This window comes from Glutamicibacter sp. NPDC090743 (assembly GCF_044769125.1).
Lineage (GTDB): Bacteria > Actinomycetota > Actinomycetes > Actinomycetales > Micrococcaceae > Glutamicibacter.
The window spans coordinates 186,998-204,887 of sequence record NZ_JBIVXE010000004.1 but is presented as its reverse complement, the minus strand read 5'-3'; the positions used below and the strand labels follow the sequence as shown (position 1 = coordinate 204,887).

The following is a 17,890-nucleotide window of genomic DNA, read 5'->3' as shown; positions in this document are numbered from 1 at the left end:
TAGTATTTCTATTGACGCGTTTAACGGCTGACGGCATAAGTCCTAGCCGCGCGCGTAGCCCCTATCGCTTTCGAAAGAGCTACCAGACCAGTGCAGACCCCCTCCCCGGACAGTTCCTCAACTACGCCTACGCACTCCGCACAAGACAAGAAGAAGCCGAAGAGCAAGGCCAAGCCTTGGATCATTACCGGTTCTTGTGTCGCAGCCGTAGCCGCAGCATATTTCGGCGGAGCCGCCTATGTCAGTTCCCAGGTTCCAGCCAACGCGTCAATTGCGGGCGTGAACATAGGATCCATGAACAAGGACCAGGCTCGCGCCGAATTGGAACGCGAGGTACTCCCCCTGGCTGAAAAGCCAATGGATGTCACCGTCAACGGTGAAAAGTACACCCTGGATCCGGCCAAGGCCGGCCTGGAACTGAACGTTGATGAAACCATCAACGAACTGACTTCCTACGAAATCAACCCGGCCAAGCTCTACGAGCGGCTCACCGGCGAATTCCACGTCACCCCAGCGGTCGACGTAGATCAGGAAAAACTGGGCGCGCAGCTTGAAGCGCTGGCCAAGAAGGCCAATGCCGAGGTCGCCGAAGGAACTATCGACTTCAAGGATGGCACCTCGAAGCTGACCAAGCCCGTTGACGGCGTAGCGCTGAAGACCGAAGAAGCCGCCACACTGATCAGCGAGGAATGGGAAATTGCCGGCGCGGCGATCGACCTTCCTGCCGAAGTCAGCAAGCCGGCGATCTCTGCCGACACCCTGCAGGCGTTCTACGACAAGGACGTCAAGGCGCTGCTGAAGGACGAGGTCATCCTGGCATCGGATGACAAGAAGGCGTCCATCTCGGCCGCGTCTATTGCCGCGGCGGCAAAGTACGCGCCCAAGGATGGCGCCCCAGCGATCGCATTGGATGACGAGAAGCTCTACAAGGCTGCGACGAAGAATTCAGATCTTTCCAGCACTGCCAAGGATGCGCAGATCGTCTTGAAGGACGGCAAGCCGTCCATCATCAAGTCCTCCAAGGGCATCTCGCTGGAGACCAAGGGCCTGGGCGCCAAGGTCCTGGCCGCCACCGCTGCCAAGAACCGCACTGCCGAAGTTGAGATGACCGAGAAGGAAGCCGACTTCACCACCGCAGATGCGAAGAAGCTCGGCATCAAGGAACCGATCGTCACCTTCTCCACTCCCTACCCGGCTTCCGATACCGTACGCACCAAGAACCTGCATGCCGGTTCGGCGCGCGTCAATGGCGATATCATCAAGCCCGGCGAACGCTTCTCGCTGCTGCAGGCCTTGGGCCCGATCACCGTGGCCAACGGCTATTACAGCTCCGGGGTCGTGGAAAGCGGCTTCAGCACCGAAGCCGTAGGCGGCGGACTCTCGCAGATCTCCACCCAGATGTACAACGTCGGCTTCCTGGCCGGATACGACGACATCACCCACAAGCCGCATTCGCGCTGGTTCGAGCGCTACCCCGCGGGACGCGAAGCCACCTTGTGGGAAGGCCAGATCGACATGATCTGGGAGAACAACACCCCCTACGGCGTGATGATCCAGGCCTGGGTTTCGGGCGACAAGGTCAATACCCGCCTGTGGTCCACCAAGTACTGGGATGTCTCGCAGAAGAGCTCGGGCAAGTACAACCAGACCAACCCCGAAACCAAGTACAACCCGGCCGAAAAGTGCGTCTCGGAATCTGGTGGCAAGAAGGGCTTCAGCATCGATATCACCCGCTACCGGGAAGCCTTCGATGGATCCAAGAAGCTGCCAGCTGAAACCAAGAGCTGGACCTACAGCCCATGGCACAAGATCGTCTGCGGCGACAAGCCCAAGGACTGATCCAAGCGAAATCGCCGGGCGCCTCCCTTTCGGAGGTGCCCGGCGATTTCGCTTAACCCTGCGCATTTTGCCCCAGGCACGGAAAAGCTGGCGGTCGGAACCCCCGCACGGGGTAACTGCCGCCAGCTGATGCGCGCTGCTGCGGGGGCTTACTTGCCCGACTGCTCCAGGAAGTCGCCTGCGCCGCCAACCAGCTCGGTGTGGCCGGTCTCGACGTCGGCGAAGACCATCTTGGCTACCTCGGCGCCGAACTCCTCGACGGAGTACAGCTTGCCGGCAGCTTCGCGGCGGGCGTCGATAGCACCTGGCTCCATGCGGTTGAGCAGGGTTGCGGTGATGGTGCCTTCGATCATGTCACCGGAGACCACCACGAAGGTGATGTTCTTCTCGGCCAGCTTCGGGATCATTTCACGCAGTGCATCTTCGCCGGCGCGCTTGGACTTGGCCACAGCGTCGTAGGCATCCATGGTGGTTACTTCGTTGATGAAGTGCGCCTGGTGGCTGGTAACGAAGACCACGCGGCCGCCCTCGCTCAGCTGGGGCAGCGCGGCTTCCAGCATGGCCACCTGCGCGTCGCGGTTCAGGCGCAGCGCATAGTTTTCGCCCATGGAGGTTTCCATGCCGCCCGAAGCGTTGAGCACGACGACATCCAGCGAGCCGAAGTTCTCAACAGCCGCGTCAACCAGAGCCTGCGGACCCTCAACGGTGGTCAGGTCGGCGCCCACGGCAACGGCCTTGCCGCCCTTTTCTTCAATAGCGGCAACAATCTTGTTGGCGCGCGGGGCCTTGGCGCGGTAGTTGACCACTACGCCAACGCCCTGCTCGGCCAGCAGCTGCGCGGTCACCGCACCGATGCCGCGCGAGGAACCGGTTACAACGGCACCTTTGAATTCACTCATGGTGGTACTCCTTTGGATTTCTTGCTTAAATCTTCTAGTGGCCCATGCCCAGGCCGCCATCAACCGGGATCACGGCACCTGAGATGTAGCCTGCTTCGTCGCTGGCGATCCAGCGGACCACGTTGGCAACCTCTTCAGGCTCAGCAAAGCGGTTGGCAGGGATGCTGGAGAGGTATTCCTTCTGGGTGTCCTCTGGCAGCACAGCGGTCATCTCGGTGTTGATGAAGCCCGGAGCCACAACGTTGGCGGTGATGCCGCGTGAGCCCAGTTCACGGGTCAGCGAGCGGGCGATGCCCACCAGGCCGGCCTTGGACGCCGCGTAGTTGATCTGCCCTGGCGAGCCGTAAAGGCCGACGACCGAGGAGATCAGCACGACACGGCCGCGCTTGAGCCGGATCATGCCCTTGGACGCGCGCTTGATCACGCGGAAGGCGCCGGTGAGGTTGGTGTCGATCACCGAGGTGAAGTCGTCTTCGCTCATGCGCAGCAGCAGGGTGTCCTTGGTGACCCCGGCATTGGCGACGAGGACTTCTACCGGACCGTGGGCCGCTTCAACTTCCTTGAAGGCCGCGTCGATCGATTCGCCGTCGGTGACATCGGCCTTGACGCCGAGCAGTCCGGCGGGAACCTCGCCGCTGCGGTAGGTAATGGCCACTTTGTCGCCGTTGGCTTCGAATGCGCGCGCAATAGCAAGTCCGATGCCGCGGTTGCCGCCGGTCACGAGGACACTGCGGCCAGTGGTTGGTTCCGTAGTCAATGTATTTCTCCGTTCATGCGCTCGCTGTCCTGGCATGGTAAATCTCTCCAAGGGCCAGCCGAAAAGCGCACTTTGCCTAGTTAAGTAGCTACTCCGTGAACAATCCTATTAGTTACTACCCAGTTTTACCGCTTCGACAGCGCGTAGAAATTACACTCTTCGTGCCGCAGGTGAGACAATGGGAGCAGATCCCGTACTGCGAAGCGAAGTCTTTTACATGTCCCCACAGCCCACGAATCACGGTTCCAGCCAACCGGAAGTTCACCGCATTACCGAAGCGCGCGAGTCCCATACCACCGAGCGCGATTCACGTGTGCGCAAATACACGATTTCCATGACCGTGCGCCTGATCTGCTTCGTTCTCGCTTTCTTCTTCGATGGCTGGCTGCGCTGGGTCTTGCTCGCGGGCGCAATTATCCTTCCCTATATCGCAGTGGTGATCGCCAACGGCGGTGCGGATCTGACCAAACGCGAACCGCCCGCCGAGTTCTACAAGGCTCCCGGCGCCCAGGCTATCGCCGCACCGGACGAAACCGCGCCGGCCGCGCAGCAGGCACCGGAACCAGAAGTGATCGACGGAAGCTTCGCCGAAGAAGCTGATCCGGTGCAACAGCCAACAACTGCTCCCAAGGAGGACTAGTGGATCTGCTAGGTTCGCTCGGCGGCTCCCCTGCCGCCGCCGAAATCCAGTGCTCGCGAAAGGGCTGCCGCAACGCCGCCAGCCACCAGCTGCTGTGGAATAATCCGAAGATCCACACCCCGGACCGGCGCAAAATCTGGCTGGCCTGCGAAGAGCACCGCGACTGGCTCGAAACGTATCTGAAGGAACGCCTGCTCCACAAGGAAACGCTGCCGATGCCGGGCAATGAAGGAGAAAGCAAGTAGATGTATCGTTTTCTGGCCAGTACCCGGTGGGTCGGCTGGCTCATTCTGGTGGCGATCTTCGCCGCCGCCTGCATTGGCTTGGGCAATTGGCAAGCCGACCGCCGTGCCGAAGTCCTCGAGGGCATCGAACGGGTCAACCGCAACTACTTCGCAGAGCCGGTCACCGGCACGCAGGCCCTGGAGAATTTCCAGGACCTGGACGAGGACAAGACCTGGATGACCGCGCAGCTCACCGGCCAATATCTGCCCGCGGATACCATGATCGTGCGCAACCGCATCAAGGCCGGCAGCCCCGGCTACGAGGTGCTGGTGCCGTTCAGGACCAACGAGGGCGGAACTGTCGTCGTGAACCGCGGCTACCTGCCGATCGGCAACCAGGAAGACGGCCACCCGGATGCTGTTCCAGCGCCACCTGCCGGAGAAGTCACTGTGGATGTGCGTTTGAAACCATCGGAAATCCGCTTGGACCGCGGCGCCCCGGAGGGCCAATTGGCTTCGATCCAGCTCGAAGACTACGCCAAGCTCCTGGACTACGAGATCGCCCAGGGCGCCTACGGCCTGATGTATGAAGAGGATCCGGCCCCGGCCACTGCGCCACTGCAGCTGGACGCTCCGGATATGGATGAAGGTCCGCATCTTTCCTACGAGATCCAGTGGTACATCTTTGGCGTGCTGGCCTTCATCGGCTTCTGGTATGCCGCTCGCCAGCAGAAGAAGCTGAACGCCGAGGATGCCGCCGAGCAAGCCGAAGCCGAGGCGCTGGGCCTGGACGAGCCGCTGCACAAGGTGCGCAAGATTCGCGCCAAGCCGGATAAGAAGTTCCGCCGTGACGGCACGCCGACCGATGAAGCCATCGAGGATGCGCTGCTCGACCAGGCCGACCACACGCCAGGGGGCCTCCCGAAGTAGCTGCGGGAAACAAGGGAGCCGCGCGGCAGCTGGAATATTCCAGTTGCCGCGCGGTTCTCTGCTTAATGCAGTTTTCTTTCAGCTGCCGTTGGCCGGCGGAGTCCAGCGGATCCCGCTGTCGCTGCACCCAGGAGTCTTGTGCCCCTCGCCTTCGAGGCAGGAGGCATCGATGAGGGTGCGGTCCCCCACCGGCTCCTGCAGTTCCAGCGTGTAGGGCGCGGTCTCGTTGCCCTGGCAGGCATGCGCTTCGCCTTCCAGCGGTTCAACCACGATCCCGATGGCGATCTGGTCTTTGGACAGCTCCACCTGGGTGGCGGTCACCTCGCCGGTCACCCCGGAGGAACAGGCAAGCCGCATGACCCCGAGGTCGAGGCTGGTGCTCGACGCGTTCACCCCGGCAGGGTCCAGCAGCGTCCACTGGGCGTTGACCTCATCGGAAACCTGTGCGGCGCAGCCGGCCAGCGCGCTGGCAAGCAGCAGCCCAGCGCCTGCGATCCGCGGTAATTTGCGTCCAAAAACACTCATGGCTTGGCAGCTCCCCTTAAAGATGGTGATCTGCCAAGCCTACGAGAGCTATTACGGGTTGTCAGGAGTTAAGTCAGCGAAACCAATTCCAGGTAATCCTCGTTGAAGAGGTCCTCATCGCCATCAGGCAGGATGACCACGCGCTCAGGCTGCAACGACATCACTGCGCCCTCATCGTGGGACACCATGACCACGGCACCCGGGAAGGTGGACAGCGCGCCCAGCACCTCGGCGCGCGAGGCAGGGTCGAGGTTGTTGGTCGGCTCATCGAGCAGCAGCACATTGGCGCTGGAAGCCACGATGGTGGCCAGGGCCAGACGGGTCTTCTCGCCGCCGGAGAGCACGCCGGCCGGCTTGGTCACGTCGTCGCCGACGAACAGGAACGAGCCGAGGATCGAGCGGACGTCGGCATCGTTCAGGTGGTCAGGCGCGTTGCGGCGCATGTTCTCCAGCACGCTGGCTTCCGGATCCAAGGTGTCATGCTCCTGGGCGAAGTAGCCGATCTTCAGGCCGTGGCCCGGAATGATCTTTCCGGTATCGGGTTCGGAGACACCGGCGAGCATGCGCAGCAAGGTGGTCTTGCCGGCACCGTTCAGGCCCAGGATGACAACCTTCGAGCCGCGGTCGATGGCCAGCGAGACATCGTTGAAGATCTCCAGCGAGCCATAGGCCTTGGACAGGCCTTCGGCCATGAGCGGGGTCTTGCCGCAGGGAGCCGGATCCGGGAAGCGCAGGGCTGCAACCTTGTCGGAGGCACGCTCTTCCTGCAGCCCGGAAAGCATGCGATCCACGCGCTTGAGCATGGACTGCGCCGCCGAGGCGCCGGAGGCGCGGGCCTTCATCTTGTTCGCCTGGGTCAGCAGGACCGAAGCCTTCTTCTCGATGTTGGCGCGCTCGCGCTTGCGGGCACGCTCATCGGTTTCGCGCTGGATCTTGTAGCGCTTCCAGTTCATGTTGTAGACATCCACCACGCCGCGGTTCGCGTCGAGGTTCAGCACCTTGTTCACGGTGGATTCCATCAGGCCGGTATCGTGGCTGATCATCAGCACGCCGCCGGGGTAGTTCTTGATGAAGTCGCGCAGCCACATGATCGAATCGACGTCCAGGTGGTTGGTCGGCTCATCGAGCAGCAGGGTCTCGGCGTCCGAGTAGAGGATGCGGGCCAGCTCGACGCGGCGGCGCTGTCCACCGGACAGGGTGCGCAGCGGCTGGTCCAGGATGCGGTCCGGCAGATCCAGGTTGGCGCAGATGGCGGCCGCTTCGGATTCGGCAGCGTAGCCACCGGCAGCGATGAATTCTGCTTCCAACCGGTCGTACTGGCGCATGGCCTTGGCGGAGACGGCAGCGTCCTCGCTGGCCATGTCCTCGCGGTTCTGGGCCAGCTTGGTGACCACCACGTCCAGGCCGCGGGCGCCAAGGATGCGATTGCGCGCCAGCTGCTCCATGTCAGGGGTCTTGGGGTCCTGCGGCAGGTAGCCGATGGAGCCCTTGAAGGTGACCTCACCCGAGGCTGGCTGGGTCTCGCCAGCGAGGACCTTGGTCATCGTCGTCTTGCCGGCACCGTTGCGTCCCACCAGTCCGATCTTGTCGCCCTTGTCGATGCGGAAGTTCACTTCGTCCATCAGCAAGCGGGCGCCGACGCGTAGCTCAAGGTTGGCTACGGAAATCATATGGTGTGGCCCTTTCATGCGGGTACAAGAATTGTGCGGCCCACAAATTGGGCAACTTGACTATTCTACCGGCCAACCACGCCGTGGCCGGCGGAACGTGCACAAACTAACAGTTTGGGGTTGAGCTGGCTAAAGAATCGAAGCCCGCACTTCCACCGCAGTGGAAATCCGGGCTTCGAATCGAAATTATTCCTTGTCGCTGGGTTGCGATCGGTAATCCATCATCTGGATCAGGCGGCGGCGCAAGGAGGCTTCGCGGCGCAGGTCCCCGCCGCTGGTCTTGTCGATGTGGTCCTTGCCGAAGCGCCAGAGCAGCACGTCGTCCAGCAAGCGGTCCGGACCCGGCGAGTACCGGTGGTCCAGCGCCGCACGCACATCGGTGACCACATTCGCATCCAGCAGCTGCGCCAGCTGCCAGGTCTGGTCTATGCCGTGGGAGCCGAGCAGCTCGGCGGCCCAGGACCAATCGTCATCGCGCTTGCGGTCCACGTGCGGCAACAGCGTCTGCCATATTTCGCCGATCTTCTCGCCGGTCAACGGCTCGGATCCGGCGCCCTGCTGGTCGTGGTAGCCGTTCAGGCGGTGGTACAGCTCGTCGATGTCCGTGAAGTAGTCCTCCACGGTTTCCAGCATCGCCGCGGTGGCGGTGAAGTGGCGGTCGATCTGCGGATTCCAGGCGGCCTCGCCGGGATGCTTGAAGCGGATGTCGTGCTCCATTTCGGACCAGGCATGCTGCAGCACGGTGCGGATCTGCACTTCGAAAACGAAGTTGCCGCTGGCTACCACCGGCTTGCCCAAAGCCTCCTGGAATTTGCGCACGATCGGCTCGCTGCGGGTCTTGAGCAGCAGGTGGCGCGAGGAGTAGCCGTAGGTGCCGGACTCCACCGAGCCGATGTCCTTCTCCCGGTCGCTGCGGCAGTCGAAGGAGTCGCGGTGCGACTTGATCAGGCTGGCCACCTGCTGGATTTCATGGGGCAGCATCACGATGATGCGGATGCCCACCATGTCGTGGATTTCGCGCAGCGGGTTGGGGAATTCCAGCACCGGGGCGGTCTCGGAACTTTCCTGCAGCCGGCGCGAGGCCTTGGCCGCGAAGGACTGCGGCGATTTCACCCGGCCGGTAATGAACAGCGGTTGCACCTCGGAATTCGCGAACAACCGGCGAATCTTCGCCTTCATGGCCGACATGACGGTATTGAGTTCGCCGGTCACAGACTTGTACTGCTCAACGGCGGCCGCAATCTGTTCGGAGAACTCGTCGTTCGCCTGGCCCTGCGCCGGATCCATCATTGATGCCTCCTGGATGCTAAAGCGTTCCTGAAAATGCTGTCCTCATGCTCATGCCCTGGCGCCAGCCGGGTGCGGCGACGGCCCTTATGGGCGGGAAAGGCGCTTAGCCATGTCGTCGAACAATGGCGCCTTGTCCTCGGTCTTCTTCTGCGCTGCAGGCTTGGCTTCCTTGGCTGGCTGCGCGTTCTGCTTGATCGGGGTGACCTTCGAGTCCGATCGGCCTGCCGCGATGCCTTCGGCGCGGGCTCGGGCCAGCGCGTCCTGGTGATCCTGTTCCAGGACCGATAGGCGTTCTTCCTCGGCGGTCTTGGTGTCGGTCAGCGCAGCGTTGTAGCCATCATCATAAGCGACGCCGTACTTCTCGGCGTTTTCCCGCTCTTCGTTGTATTCCAGCTCAGCGCGCAGCTTCGCGGCTTCGGACTTCTTCTGGTACATGTGCACAGTCAGGTGGGTGATGGCCAGCAAGACGATTGGCGGCATGGCGGCAACCAGCGCGGAAACCAGCGGCGGCACTCCGTTTTCGATCGAGTCCACGGTCAAGATTGCGTGGGTGGAGTTCGCCGCGGTGGAAACGATCGCACCGAAGAACAGCAGCGACCACGGGTAGATCATGGCCTTGCGATGGAAGCCGTTCAGGGCCACGATGGCCACGGTGGCGGCCACGATCATGCCGTCAATGATGATTGGCCAGATCCAGGCCAGGCGCGGGCTGATGCCCGAGCGCTCGGCCAGGTCGGTCAATGCAGCGAACGAGAGCACGAATGCGCCGATGGCAATGAGGACCGTCGCGCCTACGGCCGTGCCTAGGACGGCGCGGTGCGGTTCGGCCGGGACCTCTGGTTTGTTATCTTCCATGCTGCTGAGCAGACCTAACTTTTTGGGAATTATCGGTATGTCTTCAAACGCGAGTTTGCTGGACCGCACCCGAGGCGCAGACCACCGCGTTCCATTTTAGCGTGCGCCTTGCGGTGCTGGGGTGCCTCGGCTCAAAGGGCGCGAAGGTCGATGAAACCGGTACCGCTGATTTTTCCGGCCAGTCCCCGGTGATTCGCCTCGAAGATGAAGTAGAAGGCGCTGATCGCGATATAGATCACAACGAGCATGTTCAGCAGCGGGTAGGGCGTGAAGTCGACCATGCTGGTGGAAATCTGGAAGAGGAAGTTAATCCCGCCAAATCCGAGCAGGCTGCGCAGCAAGGCCCGGACGGCCGGAGCCGGTTGCCCCTGCCCGTCGGTGAGCATCAGCCAGGCGCAGCGCTGGCCGAGGGTGGCCCGTCCCGGCGCCAGGCTCGGCAGCCAGAAGACGCAGAAGACCACGAACAGCGGAAGCCAGAAGTTCATCCACTGTTGGCCGAACTCCGGAGCACCCAAACGCTCCAGCAGTTCCAGGGCAGCACCGATGACAAGGAGCGCTCCGGCGGTGAAGCCTGCATCGAAGATGTTGGCCAGTGCACGGCGGGCGCGGGTCACCGGCCGCGCCGGCGCATTGGCCGCGTCCGCTTCCACCGGGCCGGACAGGAAGCGGAACATCGGCAGGTAGGCGATCATCGCGCCCAGCAGCGCGCCGGCAGTGTTGGTGATCAGGTCATCGACGTCGGCCACGCGGTAGGCGCAGGTGTACAACCCCCAAATAGCGGTGTACTGGGTCAGCTCGATGGCCAGCGAGGCCGCGAAGCCGAGCAGGACACCGGTGAAGATGTTGCCGCGCAGCCAGCGCACGGCCAAGATGCCCAGGGGCATGAACAAGATGATGTTGAACAGCACCTGCCACAGGGTGAAGCTGGTGGCGAATCCGCTCAGCCCGCGTTCCACGATGGCCAGCCTGAAATCATCGACGAAACGGCCGGGCACCAGTTGCGGGATGGCCACCCCGGGACGGCAGAATTCGTCGCGCGTGGACGGCAGCGGAAGCATGGTGTAGCTGAACAGGCCGAATCCGTAGACGGCTGCGGTTGTGGTGGTGATGGTGCGGCGCCAGGACAACCGTCCATGCCGGCGGTATTGCACGGCCAGCAGGAAAACGCCGGCGGACGCCAAGAAGAGGGCGCCGCCGAGAATGGCGATTGCCGCTGGCCAGAACATTGTTTGCATATTTCTATCTAAGCGGAATATTCCGGGAGAAAGCTGGGCTGCAGAATGTGACCTTGGCTATGCTTTCGGCCCGCGCAGCACTTGCCTGGTTCTGGCATCGGCAGTGAAGAGGCCGATGAACAAGCCCGCTACGAGCACGCCAGCCAGGGTCTTCATCACCCAGGCCGAGTGCCACTGCTCGATGGAGAGCTGGTCGACGAAAACCGCCACCAGGATCAGGCTGGATGCATAGATCATCAGCTTTTCAGATCCCCAGGACACCTTGTGCGAAATGGCGAACAGCGCCATCAGCCACAGGATGTACCAAGGCTGGATAATCGGAGCCAGCAGCACCACCGCCGAAAGCGCCCACGCCGCTAGGCGGACCGGGCTGGAGGTGTCCTTGGCCAGCGCCAGGCGCGCCACAATGGCCAGCGCGATGACCTGGAACACGCCCACCACGATGGCATTCACCAAGGAGATATCGGCGCCGAATATGCCAGCGAGATTGCTCAGGGACCAGCCGATCAGTCCCACGGGAGCGTACGGGAACGCCGCATCGCCCGCGGTGAACATGGCAAGCAGCCAGCCGAACCAGAGGTTGGTGACCGCACCGATCAAAAGCAGCCAGGTCAGCGAGAGTGCTGCGACCTTGGCCCAGATTTTCCACCTCTCGCGCATCGACGGGCTCCTGCCCAGCAGGACCAAGCCGATAAAAGGCAGCGCCAGCAGCACGATCGGCTTGACCGACACGGCTATGGCCAGCGCCATCGTGGCGGCCATGGCGTGGCGGTCGTAGGCATAGGCGAAGGCACTGAAGACACCTGCGATCATCAGCGCGTCATTGTGGACGCCGCCGATCATGGTCAGCAGGAACAGCGGATTGCCCACGATGGCCCAGTTGGCCCAGTTGGCCCAGTTGGCGCTCTGCCCCATTTTCTGCGCCAGCTTCGCAGTGAAGTGATAGCAGCCCCAGACACCGAGCACGGCAACGATGCGCAGCAGGCCCACGCCGATTTCGGGAATGCCGTTGGAGGCGAAGTAGATGATGCGGGCGAGCACGAGGAAGAACGGGCCATAGGGCGAGGGCGATTGCGCCCACAGGCTGTCGGATCCGCCATCGAACCAGCCCGGAAGGGCGGACACGCCTTCGGCATACGGGGATTTGCCGGCGTGCAGCATGCGGCCCTGGGCCAGGTAGGAGTAGACGTCGCGGCTGAGGATCGGGAAGCTGAGCATCAGCGGAGCAGACCACATGGCCAGCACGCGGGCCAGTTCCCGCCCGGTGATCTCGCCGGCAGCCTGAACCCATGGCCGGGCCAGGATCCAGGTTCGGGTCAACCAGACAATTCCCACGGCCATCAGCACGATGCAGCTGATGACACCTGGCACTTCGGTTCGGAATTCTATGAAGAAGCCGCTGCGTGCCAGCGGGGACAGCTGGTTGCGCGGGAACCAGCCGATCCCCCAGGAGGCGACGGTGATCATGGCCGAGGCGGTGAACCCTTGCCATGATAGTGACCGCAGGCTAGCGCGCTGCGGTGCCAGCTTCGGCTGCTCCACTGCCACTAGGCTTTCTTGCTCTTCTTCAGCCAGTTGGTCGAGCTGAGCAGATCAGCGCAGATGTTCTTGGTCTTCGGATCGAAGAAGACAAGGTACAGGGCGCAGGCGATGGAGATGCCCCAGGAAATCAATTGGACGCGTGGAACCAGGGAATCCTGCAGGAACTGCCAAACGAAGATCTGGTCAGCGGCCTGGTAGGCCAGGAAGAAGATGGTGGTCAGGTGCAGCCAGAGCATCTGCCAGTCATCGCGCAGGCCGGTAACGGCGAAGAACGGCAGCAGCCACAGGAGGTACCACGGCTGGATCACCGGGGAGAGCACGACAATCGCCGCGAAGGCGATGGCCATGCGCTGCACCAGATGCGAGTGCTTTCCGCGGAAGATCAAGACGAAGGCGATGGCTACGCCGACCAGGCGGCCGAAGAGCTTGGCCGCGGGCAGGATCCACTCGGTGGACAGCCCGAAGGCGGAGACCAGCCCGCTCAGCGCGATGACCGCAATGCCTACCGGGGAGAAGATGGAGTATCCGGTACCGGTGAAGAGCATGACCTTCAGCCAACCGAACCAGTAGCCGTTGAGCCACCCAACCACGGTCATCAGAGCCAGGAAGATCATGCCGGTGTAGAACCAGTAGAGGATGCGGCGCGGCCAGGCAGCATTAGGCCCTGCCCAGAGCAGGCCGATAAACGGCAGCAGTACCAGGGTAATCGGTTTGACCCCGACCGAGGCCGCCAGCACCACGATGGCCCAGAAGCCGTAGCGCTTGCATGCCAGGTAGACGGCCCAGACCGACAGGCCGGTCATCAGTGCATCGTTGTGCGCACTGGCCACGAAGTTCACCAGGAACAGCGGGTTCGCCACGGTCATCCAGGCGGCTTTGGCCCCGGAGACACCGTGCAGTTCGGCAAGCTTGGGCACGTAGCGCAGGCAGAGCAGCACGCCGATGAATGCAATGGCGCGGAAGGCCAGGATCGCCGCGTCGGTCGAAGGGCCGGTCAGCTTGACCACGAGGAATTCGATGCTCAGGTAGAGCGGGCCGTAGGGGGTGCCGTCCTGCGCCCACATGGTGTCGGCACCGAGCTGGAACCAGTTATTCAGCGAGGATATTCCGTCAACATAAGGATCCTGCCCGGCATCCACCAGCCGGCCTTGGCCGATGTAGGCGAACACGTCCCGGCTCATGATCGGCAGGGTGACGAACATCGGGATGCTCCACAGCCAGACCGCGCGGCGGACCACCTTCAACGAACCTTCGCCCCAGCCCTTAAGCTTCTGGCCCAGGCGCCACCAGGAACGGAAGAGGACCCAGCAACCCAGGGCCAGCAGGATCACGCAGGTGATCACGCCGGCCGGTTCGGTGCGCAGCATGATGAAGAACGGGTCGCGGTTCAGCGGGGATACGCTGGCCAGCCACCCGGTACCGAAGGATCCGAAAAGGATCAGGGAGGAACCGATGACGCCGCTGAGAAGGGTCCTGTTCACTCCAGCGTAGGGCGGGGAGCTCACTGCTGCTGGCTTGCTGGCTGACACACTGACACCTCGGGCTGTAACGGACATGAGTTCGAGAGTAATTAAGCCAGCGTCGCATGTGCCGTGCCCTTGCAAGCAGGCAATTCAACAGCCGGAAATCTCAGACGATTTTAGCATCGAGCACGCGTCCAAGCCGGTTGAAACACTGTCCCTCCGCCCTGCGACGAGGGTGCGCTCCCCCACAGCGCTTCTTGAAGTGTAGATTGGTTACGTGGCTAGTAACTCAGAAAAAATTGTATGGATCGATTGCGAAATGACCGGCTTGGATCTGGTTAACGACGCATTGATCGAAGTAGCAGTGCTCATTACCGACTCCGATCTGGAGATCGTCGACGAGGGCATCCAGGTAGTCATCAAGCCCGAGCCGGCAGCTCTGGCGCAGATGGATGATTTCGTTCGCAATATGCATGTGGTTAGCGGCCTGCTGCCCGAGCTGGCGAACGGCATTCCCATGGAGGAAGCCCAGCGCCTGGTGGTCGACTACATCAAGAAGCACGTTCCGGAACCGAACAAGGCGTTGCTGGGCGGCAACTCGGTGGGCACCGACAAGAACTTCTTGGCACGCGATATGCCCGAGGTCATCGAGCACCTGCACTACCGCATTATCGACGTGTCGACCTTGAAGGAGTTGAGCCGCCGCTGGTTCCCGAAGGCGCACTACGGCGCTCCAGCCAAGACCGGCAACCATCGCGCACTGGGCGACATCCAGGATTCGATCAACGAGCTTCGCTACTACCGCGACGCCATCATGGTTCCGGCGCCGGGACCAACCTCCGATGAGGCCAGGAAGATCGCCGCAGGGATCACCCAAAGCGCCGGCTAGCCGCCAAACGAAGGCCCCGGCGCATTGGTGATGCACTGCACAGTACCCCAGGGGCCTTCCGATTGGCATCAAGCGCGGAATTGTGTGTATAGTATTTCTCGTTGCCAGATACGGAATTGGTTCGCAAAAGCGTTCTGACTAGTAACGAAGCAAACATGGTGGGTATAGCTCAGTCGGTAGAGCGTCTGGTTGTGGTCCAGAAGGTCGCGGGTTCAAACCCCGTTACTCACCCCAGAGACAAAGACTCGATCCAGAACGAAAGTTCCAGATCGAGTCTTTTGCTTTACCCGCACGCCTGGCACCGGCAGGTACGTTTTTCGTTACGACCGCGGAGGCAGCGACAACTGCGTTCTCTCCGATCGTGACGCCGGAAAGCAGGGTCGCGTTCGCGCCAATCCAGACGTTGCGCCCTAAGATCACTGGAGCGGGAATAGTATCCGCCCACCGAGCAGGATCATGATCGTGTTTGAGTGCAGCCACAACAACGTTGTGCCCGATCAAGCACTCATCCCCGCTACGGGTACCGCCTTGGTCAGGGAATTTGCGGCGAGCATTGATGAAGACGCTCGTCCCCAGTTCGATATTGCGTCCAAATTCCGGGTTGAACGGCTCGAATAGCACCACTGACTCGTCAACGTCCATGCCGGTCAACTGCCGCAGCAAATCCCGTACTTGCCCTGGGCTGCGGTAGCCGTTGGCCGGCTCCGCGCAAATGCGCAGCTCGCCCTGGCTAGTGCGATGCATGAGCGCATGCAGCTGCGAACCGGCGGTAATTCCCTGGCCGGCGTGCAAGGCTTCTCAAAGATCACCAATATCCAAGAATTCACTCATTATCCATTCTTCACAGTGGCTCGAACCATATCGCCCCTGGACCCGCGGCAAAGCCTTTCCCTCAGGTACTGCAAGCAAAGGGATGATCACGGCACAGGGATTCATCTCATGAGGCAGCTCAGCGGCGAGCAACAGCCCCACGGCCATGAATAATGAGCATCCCGTCACAATCCCGGAGATGGCGCCATGCGAATTGGTATTTCCGGCCTGGATACGTGTATAGTATTTCTCGTTGCCCGGTACGAAATCATGAGCACTACAGCTTCTGACTAGTAACGAAGTAGACATGGTGGGTATAGCTCAGTCGGTAGAGCGTCTGGTTGTGGTCCAGAAGGTCGCGGGTTCAAACCCCGTTACTCACCCCAGATCGAAAGACCTGGTTCGGAATGAAAATTCCGAACCAGGTCTTTTCTCGTTTTCGACGCCTTGAAGCGCAATCGGCAAGGCACCGGGCCTCGTTGACTCCAGACCGAACACCCGGAATCCAGAGGCACACACCGCCAGTCCACGCCAGCGAATCCTCCTCGGCGTTCAGCATCGCGCCGCTAGCCGCCAACCCGCCTTCACCGCCGGCAATGGCCACCGCATGGAACCACCAGATGCCCAGGCACCCTGCCGACGCCGAAACAAGCGGATTCCATCATGCGACAACCGGGTCGATTTCGCGTGGAGCGATCCGCAACCCGCGGGACGGCTCCAGGGTTGCATCATTGGCACTGCGCGCCCCTGCACAACGGGCCGTTTGCCTCCACTAGGCCCCGGTCCGAATTATCGTTGGTTCCGGTGAAGCCAACGCCATTACGCGCGGATTCGAGCTGCGGATTCGTCGCCGACAGGACCGGTTGAACATGCGGTTCGAACCTACCGGCGAGCGCAGTGCTGCCCTGATGCGGTGTTAAGTCATATTTCGGTGGCTAGGAACACGGATTCGAAACTATGTTCGAATGGGTTGTGTTTTGGGGTCTATCCCCGTGTTTTTCGAGACTTTTTGCGTTATCTAGTGACTTGAATCGTTGTTTGCCCTGGCGAGTAGGCACGAATTGGCTTGAGCAACCATAATGGATGATGTACTTCGGCAAGCCAGTGAGCTTTATGCCTTCGTTCCATCCACCGAAAGGTACTCCCCCTGTGAAACGCGCGCTCTTTGAAGAGGACCACGAGCAGTTCCGTGAACTGGCTACGGAATTCAACGCCCGGGAGATTTCCGGTAAATACGCTCAGTGGGAAAAGGATCATCAGATCCCCCGCGAGGTGTGGCAGTCTGCCGGTGAAAACGGCCTGCTGGGTCTTGCAGTGCCTGAGCAGTTCGGTGGCATGGGCATCGATGATTACCGCTTCCGTGTAGTGCTTGATGAGCAGCTCGTGCGTTCGGGGCATCTGTCCGTAGCCTTGGCCTTCCACCTGCACGACGACCTGGTGCTGCCGTACCTGCTCTCCTACGGCTCTGCCGAGCTCAAGGCCAAGTGGCTTCCACGCATGGTCGATGGCTCCACCATTACCTCCTGCGCGTTTACCGAGCCTGGAGCGGGGTCCGACCTGCGTGCGGTGCGCACCAAGGCGGTCCGCGATGGGGATGACTGGCTGATTAGCGGCCAGAAGACTTTCATCGGCAATGCTGCGTTTGGCGATGCCGCTCTGGTGCTTGCGCGCACCGATGGCGAGAGCGGACGTGCGGGCGAGCAGTCATTCTCGCTGTTCATGGTCGAGCGTTCCGAGGGGTACACCAACGGCAGCCCCTTCGACAAGATTGGGCTGCGGGCTTCTGATACCGCTGAGCTGTTCTTCGACGATGTCCGCGTCTCGTCTGCGGATCTTGTTGGCGAGGCTGGACAGGGCCTGGCCTATGTCAAGGCGCAGCTTCCCCAGGCCCGTCTGGCTATTGCCGTGGCTGCCTCGGCGATCTGCACCGCGTCTTTCGAGCAGGCGCTGGAGCATGCGAAGAACCGCTCTACCTTTGGCCAGGCGCTGACCGAGTACCAGAACACCCGTTTCGAGCTGGCTAACCTGAAGACTGAGGCGCATGTCACCCAAAGCTTCGTGGACCGGGCCGTCCTGGCATTCAACGACGGCGAGCTGGATCCTTCCGAGGCTGCCGAGGTCAAGCTTTGGGCTAGTGAGAGCGCTAAAAAGCTTTCCGATCAGGCATTGCAGCTGCATGGCGGCTATGGCTACATCATGGAGTACCCGATTGCCCAGTCCTTCACTGCCTCCCGCTTGCTGACCATCTTCGGTGGCACAAGCGAGATCATGCGTGAAACTATTGGACGAGCACTCTAAGCACTTTTGAAAGGAACCGATCAC

At 61.6% G+C, this 17,890-nt stretch carries 16 protein-coding genes and 2 tRNA genes; 8 read left to right on the top strand and 10 right to left on the bottom strand.

What is annotated here, in order from left to right:
* Positions 1-90 precede the first annotated feature (90 nt).
* On the top strand, positions 91-1,839 hold the full coding sequence (locus ACIQTS_RS09710) for a VanW family protein (protein WP_332727430.1): 1,749 nt from the start codon (positions 91-93) through the stop codon (positions 1,837-1,839).
* A 149-nt stretch (positions 1,840-1,988) separates the two neighbouring features.
* Here ACIQTS_RS09710 and ACIQTS_RS09705 read toward each other — a convergent pair whose 3' ends face one another.
* Positions 1,989-2,738 carry an SDR family oxidoreductase gene (locus ACIQTS_RS09705; protein ID WP_105661240.1) on the bottom strand — a complete coding sequence of 250 codons (750 nt, stop codon included), beginning with the start codon at positions 2,736-2,738 and terminating at the stop codon, positions 1,989-1,991.
* A gap of 34 nt (positions 2,739-2,772) precedes the next feature.
* Positions 2,773-3,531, bottom strand: coding sequence for a beta-ketoacyl-ACP reductase (locus tag ACIQTS_RS09700; RefSeq protein WP_181148862.1), 759 nt, complete (start codon positions 3,529-3,531; stop codon positions 2,773-2,775).
* A 181-nt stretch (positions 3,532-3,712) separates the two neighbouring features.
* Between ACIQTS_RS09700 and ACIQTS_RS09695 the strand changes: the two genes are divergently transcribed.
* The 3 genes from ACIQTS_RS09695 to ACIQTS_RS09685 are packed head-to-tail and all read left to right on the top strand — an operon-like array spanning position 3,713 to position 5,289.
* Complete coding sequence (locus ACIQTS_RS09695) at positions 3,713-4,135, top strand: DUF3099 domain-containing protein (protein ID WP_332731728.1); 423 nt, start codon at positions 3,713-3,715, stop codon at positions 4,133-4,135.
* Complete coding sequence (locus ACIQTS_RS09690) at positions 4,135-4,380, top strand: acetone carboxylase (protein ID WP_402473021.1); 246 nt, start codon at positions 4,135-4,137, stop codon at positions 4,378-4,380. The genes ACIQTS_RS09695 and ACIQTS_RS09690 overlap by 1 nt, the downstream gene beginning before the upstream one ends.
* A complete protein-coding gene (locus tag ACIQTS_RS09685; protein WP_105661239.1) occupies positions 4,381-5,289 on the top strand; it encodes an SURF1 family protein in 909 nt (302 codons plus the stop codon).
* A gap of 78 nt (positions 5,290-5,367) precedes the next feature.
* On the opposite strand, the gene ACIQTS_RS09680 is transcribed toward ACIQTS_RS09685, so the two are convergent.
* From ACIQTS_RS09680 to mptB (ACIQTS_RS09650), 7 genes are all read right to left on the bottom strand, one after another.
* On the bottom strand, positions 5,368-5,814 hold the full coding sequence (locus ACIQTS_RS09680; protein WP_388021965.1) for a hypothetical protein: 447 nt from the start codon (positions 5,812-5,814) through the stop codon (positions 5,368-5,370).
* A gap of 68 nt (positions 5,815-5,882) precedes the next feature.
* On the bottom strand, positions 5,883-7,484 hold the full coding sequence (locus ACIQTS_RS09675; RefSeq protein WP_105657791.1) for an ABC-F family ATP-binding cassette domain-containing protein: 1,602 nt from the start codon (positions 7,482-7,484) through the stop codon (positions 5,883-5,885).
* 186 nt (positions 7,485-7,670) lie between these two features.
* The gene (locus ACIQTS_RS09670) at positions 7,671-8,774 is read right to left on the bottom strand and encodes a GTP pyrophosphokinase family protein (protein ID WP_105657790.1); all 1,104 of its coding nucleotides are present in this window, start codon (positions 8,772-8,774) and stop codon (positions 7,671-7,673) included.
* A gap of 84 nt (positions 8,775-8,858) precedes the next feature.
* Positions 8,859-9,629 carry a DUF2637 domain-containing protein gene (locus ACIQTS_RS09665; protein WP_402473018.1) on the bottom strand — a complete coding sequence of 257 codons (771 nt, stop codon included), beginning with the start codon at positions 9,627-9,629 and terminating at the stop codon, positions 8,859-8,861.
* A 131-nt stretch (positions 9,630-9,760) separates the two neighbouring features.
* Positions 9,761-10,864, bottom strand: a complete 1,104-nt coding sequence (locus ACIQTS_RS09660; RefSeq protein WP_402473016.1) for a VanZ family protein — start codon at positions 10,862-10,864, stop codon at positions 9,761-9,763.
* A 57-nt stretch (positions 10,865-10,921) separates the two neighbouring features.
* Positions 10,922-12,406, bottom strand: coding sequence for a polyprenol phosphomannose-dependent alpha 1,6 mannosyltransferase MptB (gene mptB / locus ACIQTS_RS09655; RefSeq protein WP_402473014.1), 1,485 nt, complete (start codon positions 12,404-12,406; stop codon positions 10,922-10,924).
* 5 nt (positions 12,407-12,411) lie between these two features.
* The gene (gene mptB / locus ACIQTS_RS09650) at positions 12,412-13,962 is read right to left on the bottom strand and encodes a polyprenol phosphomannose-dependent alpha 1,6 mannosyltransferase MptB (protein ID WP_400288980.1); all 1,551 of its coding nucleotides are present in this window, start codon (positions 13,960-13,962) and stop codon (positions 12,412-12,414) included.
* Positions 13,963-14,146: 184 nt separating this feature from the next.
* Here mptB (ACIQTS_RS09650) and orn point away from each other — a divergent pair, with 184 nt between their 5' ends.
* Positions 14,147-14,758 (top strand): oligoribonuclease, encoded by a 612-nt coding sequence (orn, locus tag ACIQTS_RS09645; RefSeq protein ID WP_365946117.1) that lies wholly within the window; start codon positions 14,147-14,149, stop codon positions 14,756-14,758.
* 158 nt (positions 14,759-14,916) lie between these two features.
* Positions 14,917-14,992 (top strand) — tRNA-His (locus ACIQTS_RS09640).
* Here ACIQTS_RS09640 and ACIQTS_RS09635 read toward each other — a convergent pair.
* On the bottom strand, positions 14,981-15,502 hold the full coding sequence (locus ACIQTS_RS09635; RefSeq protein ID WP_402473009.1) for an acyltransferase: 522 nt from the start codon (positions 15,500-15,502) through the stop codon (positions 14,981-14,983). The two genes, ACIQTS_RS09640 and ACIQTS_RS09635, sit on opposite strands and share 12 nt — an antisense overlap.
* A 376-nt stretch (positions 15,503-15,878) precedes the next feature.
* Here ACIQTS_RS09635 and ACIQTS_RS09630 point away from each other — a divergent pair.
* A tRNA-His gene (locus tag ACIQTS_RS09630) sits at positions 15,879-15,954 on the top strand.
* A gap of 763 nt (positions 15,955-16,717) precedes the next feature.
* The gene (locus ACIQTS_RS09625) at positions 16,718-17,866 is read left to right on the top strand and encodes an acyl-CoA dehydrogenase family protein (RefSeq protein WP_400288977.1); all 1,149 of its coding nucleotides are present in this window, start codon (positions 16,718-16,720) and stop codon (positions 17,864-17,866) included.
* Positions 17,867-17,890: the final 24 nt, after the last annotated feature.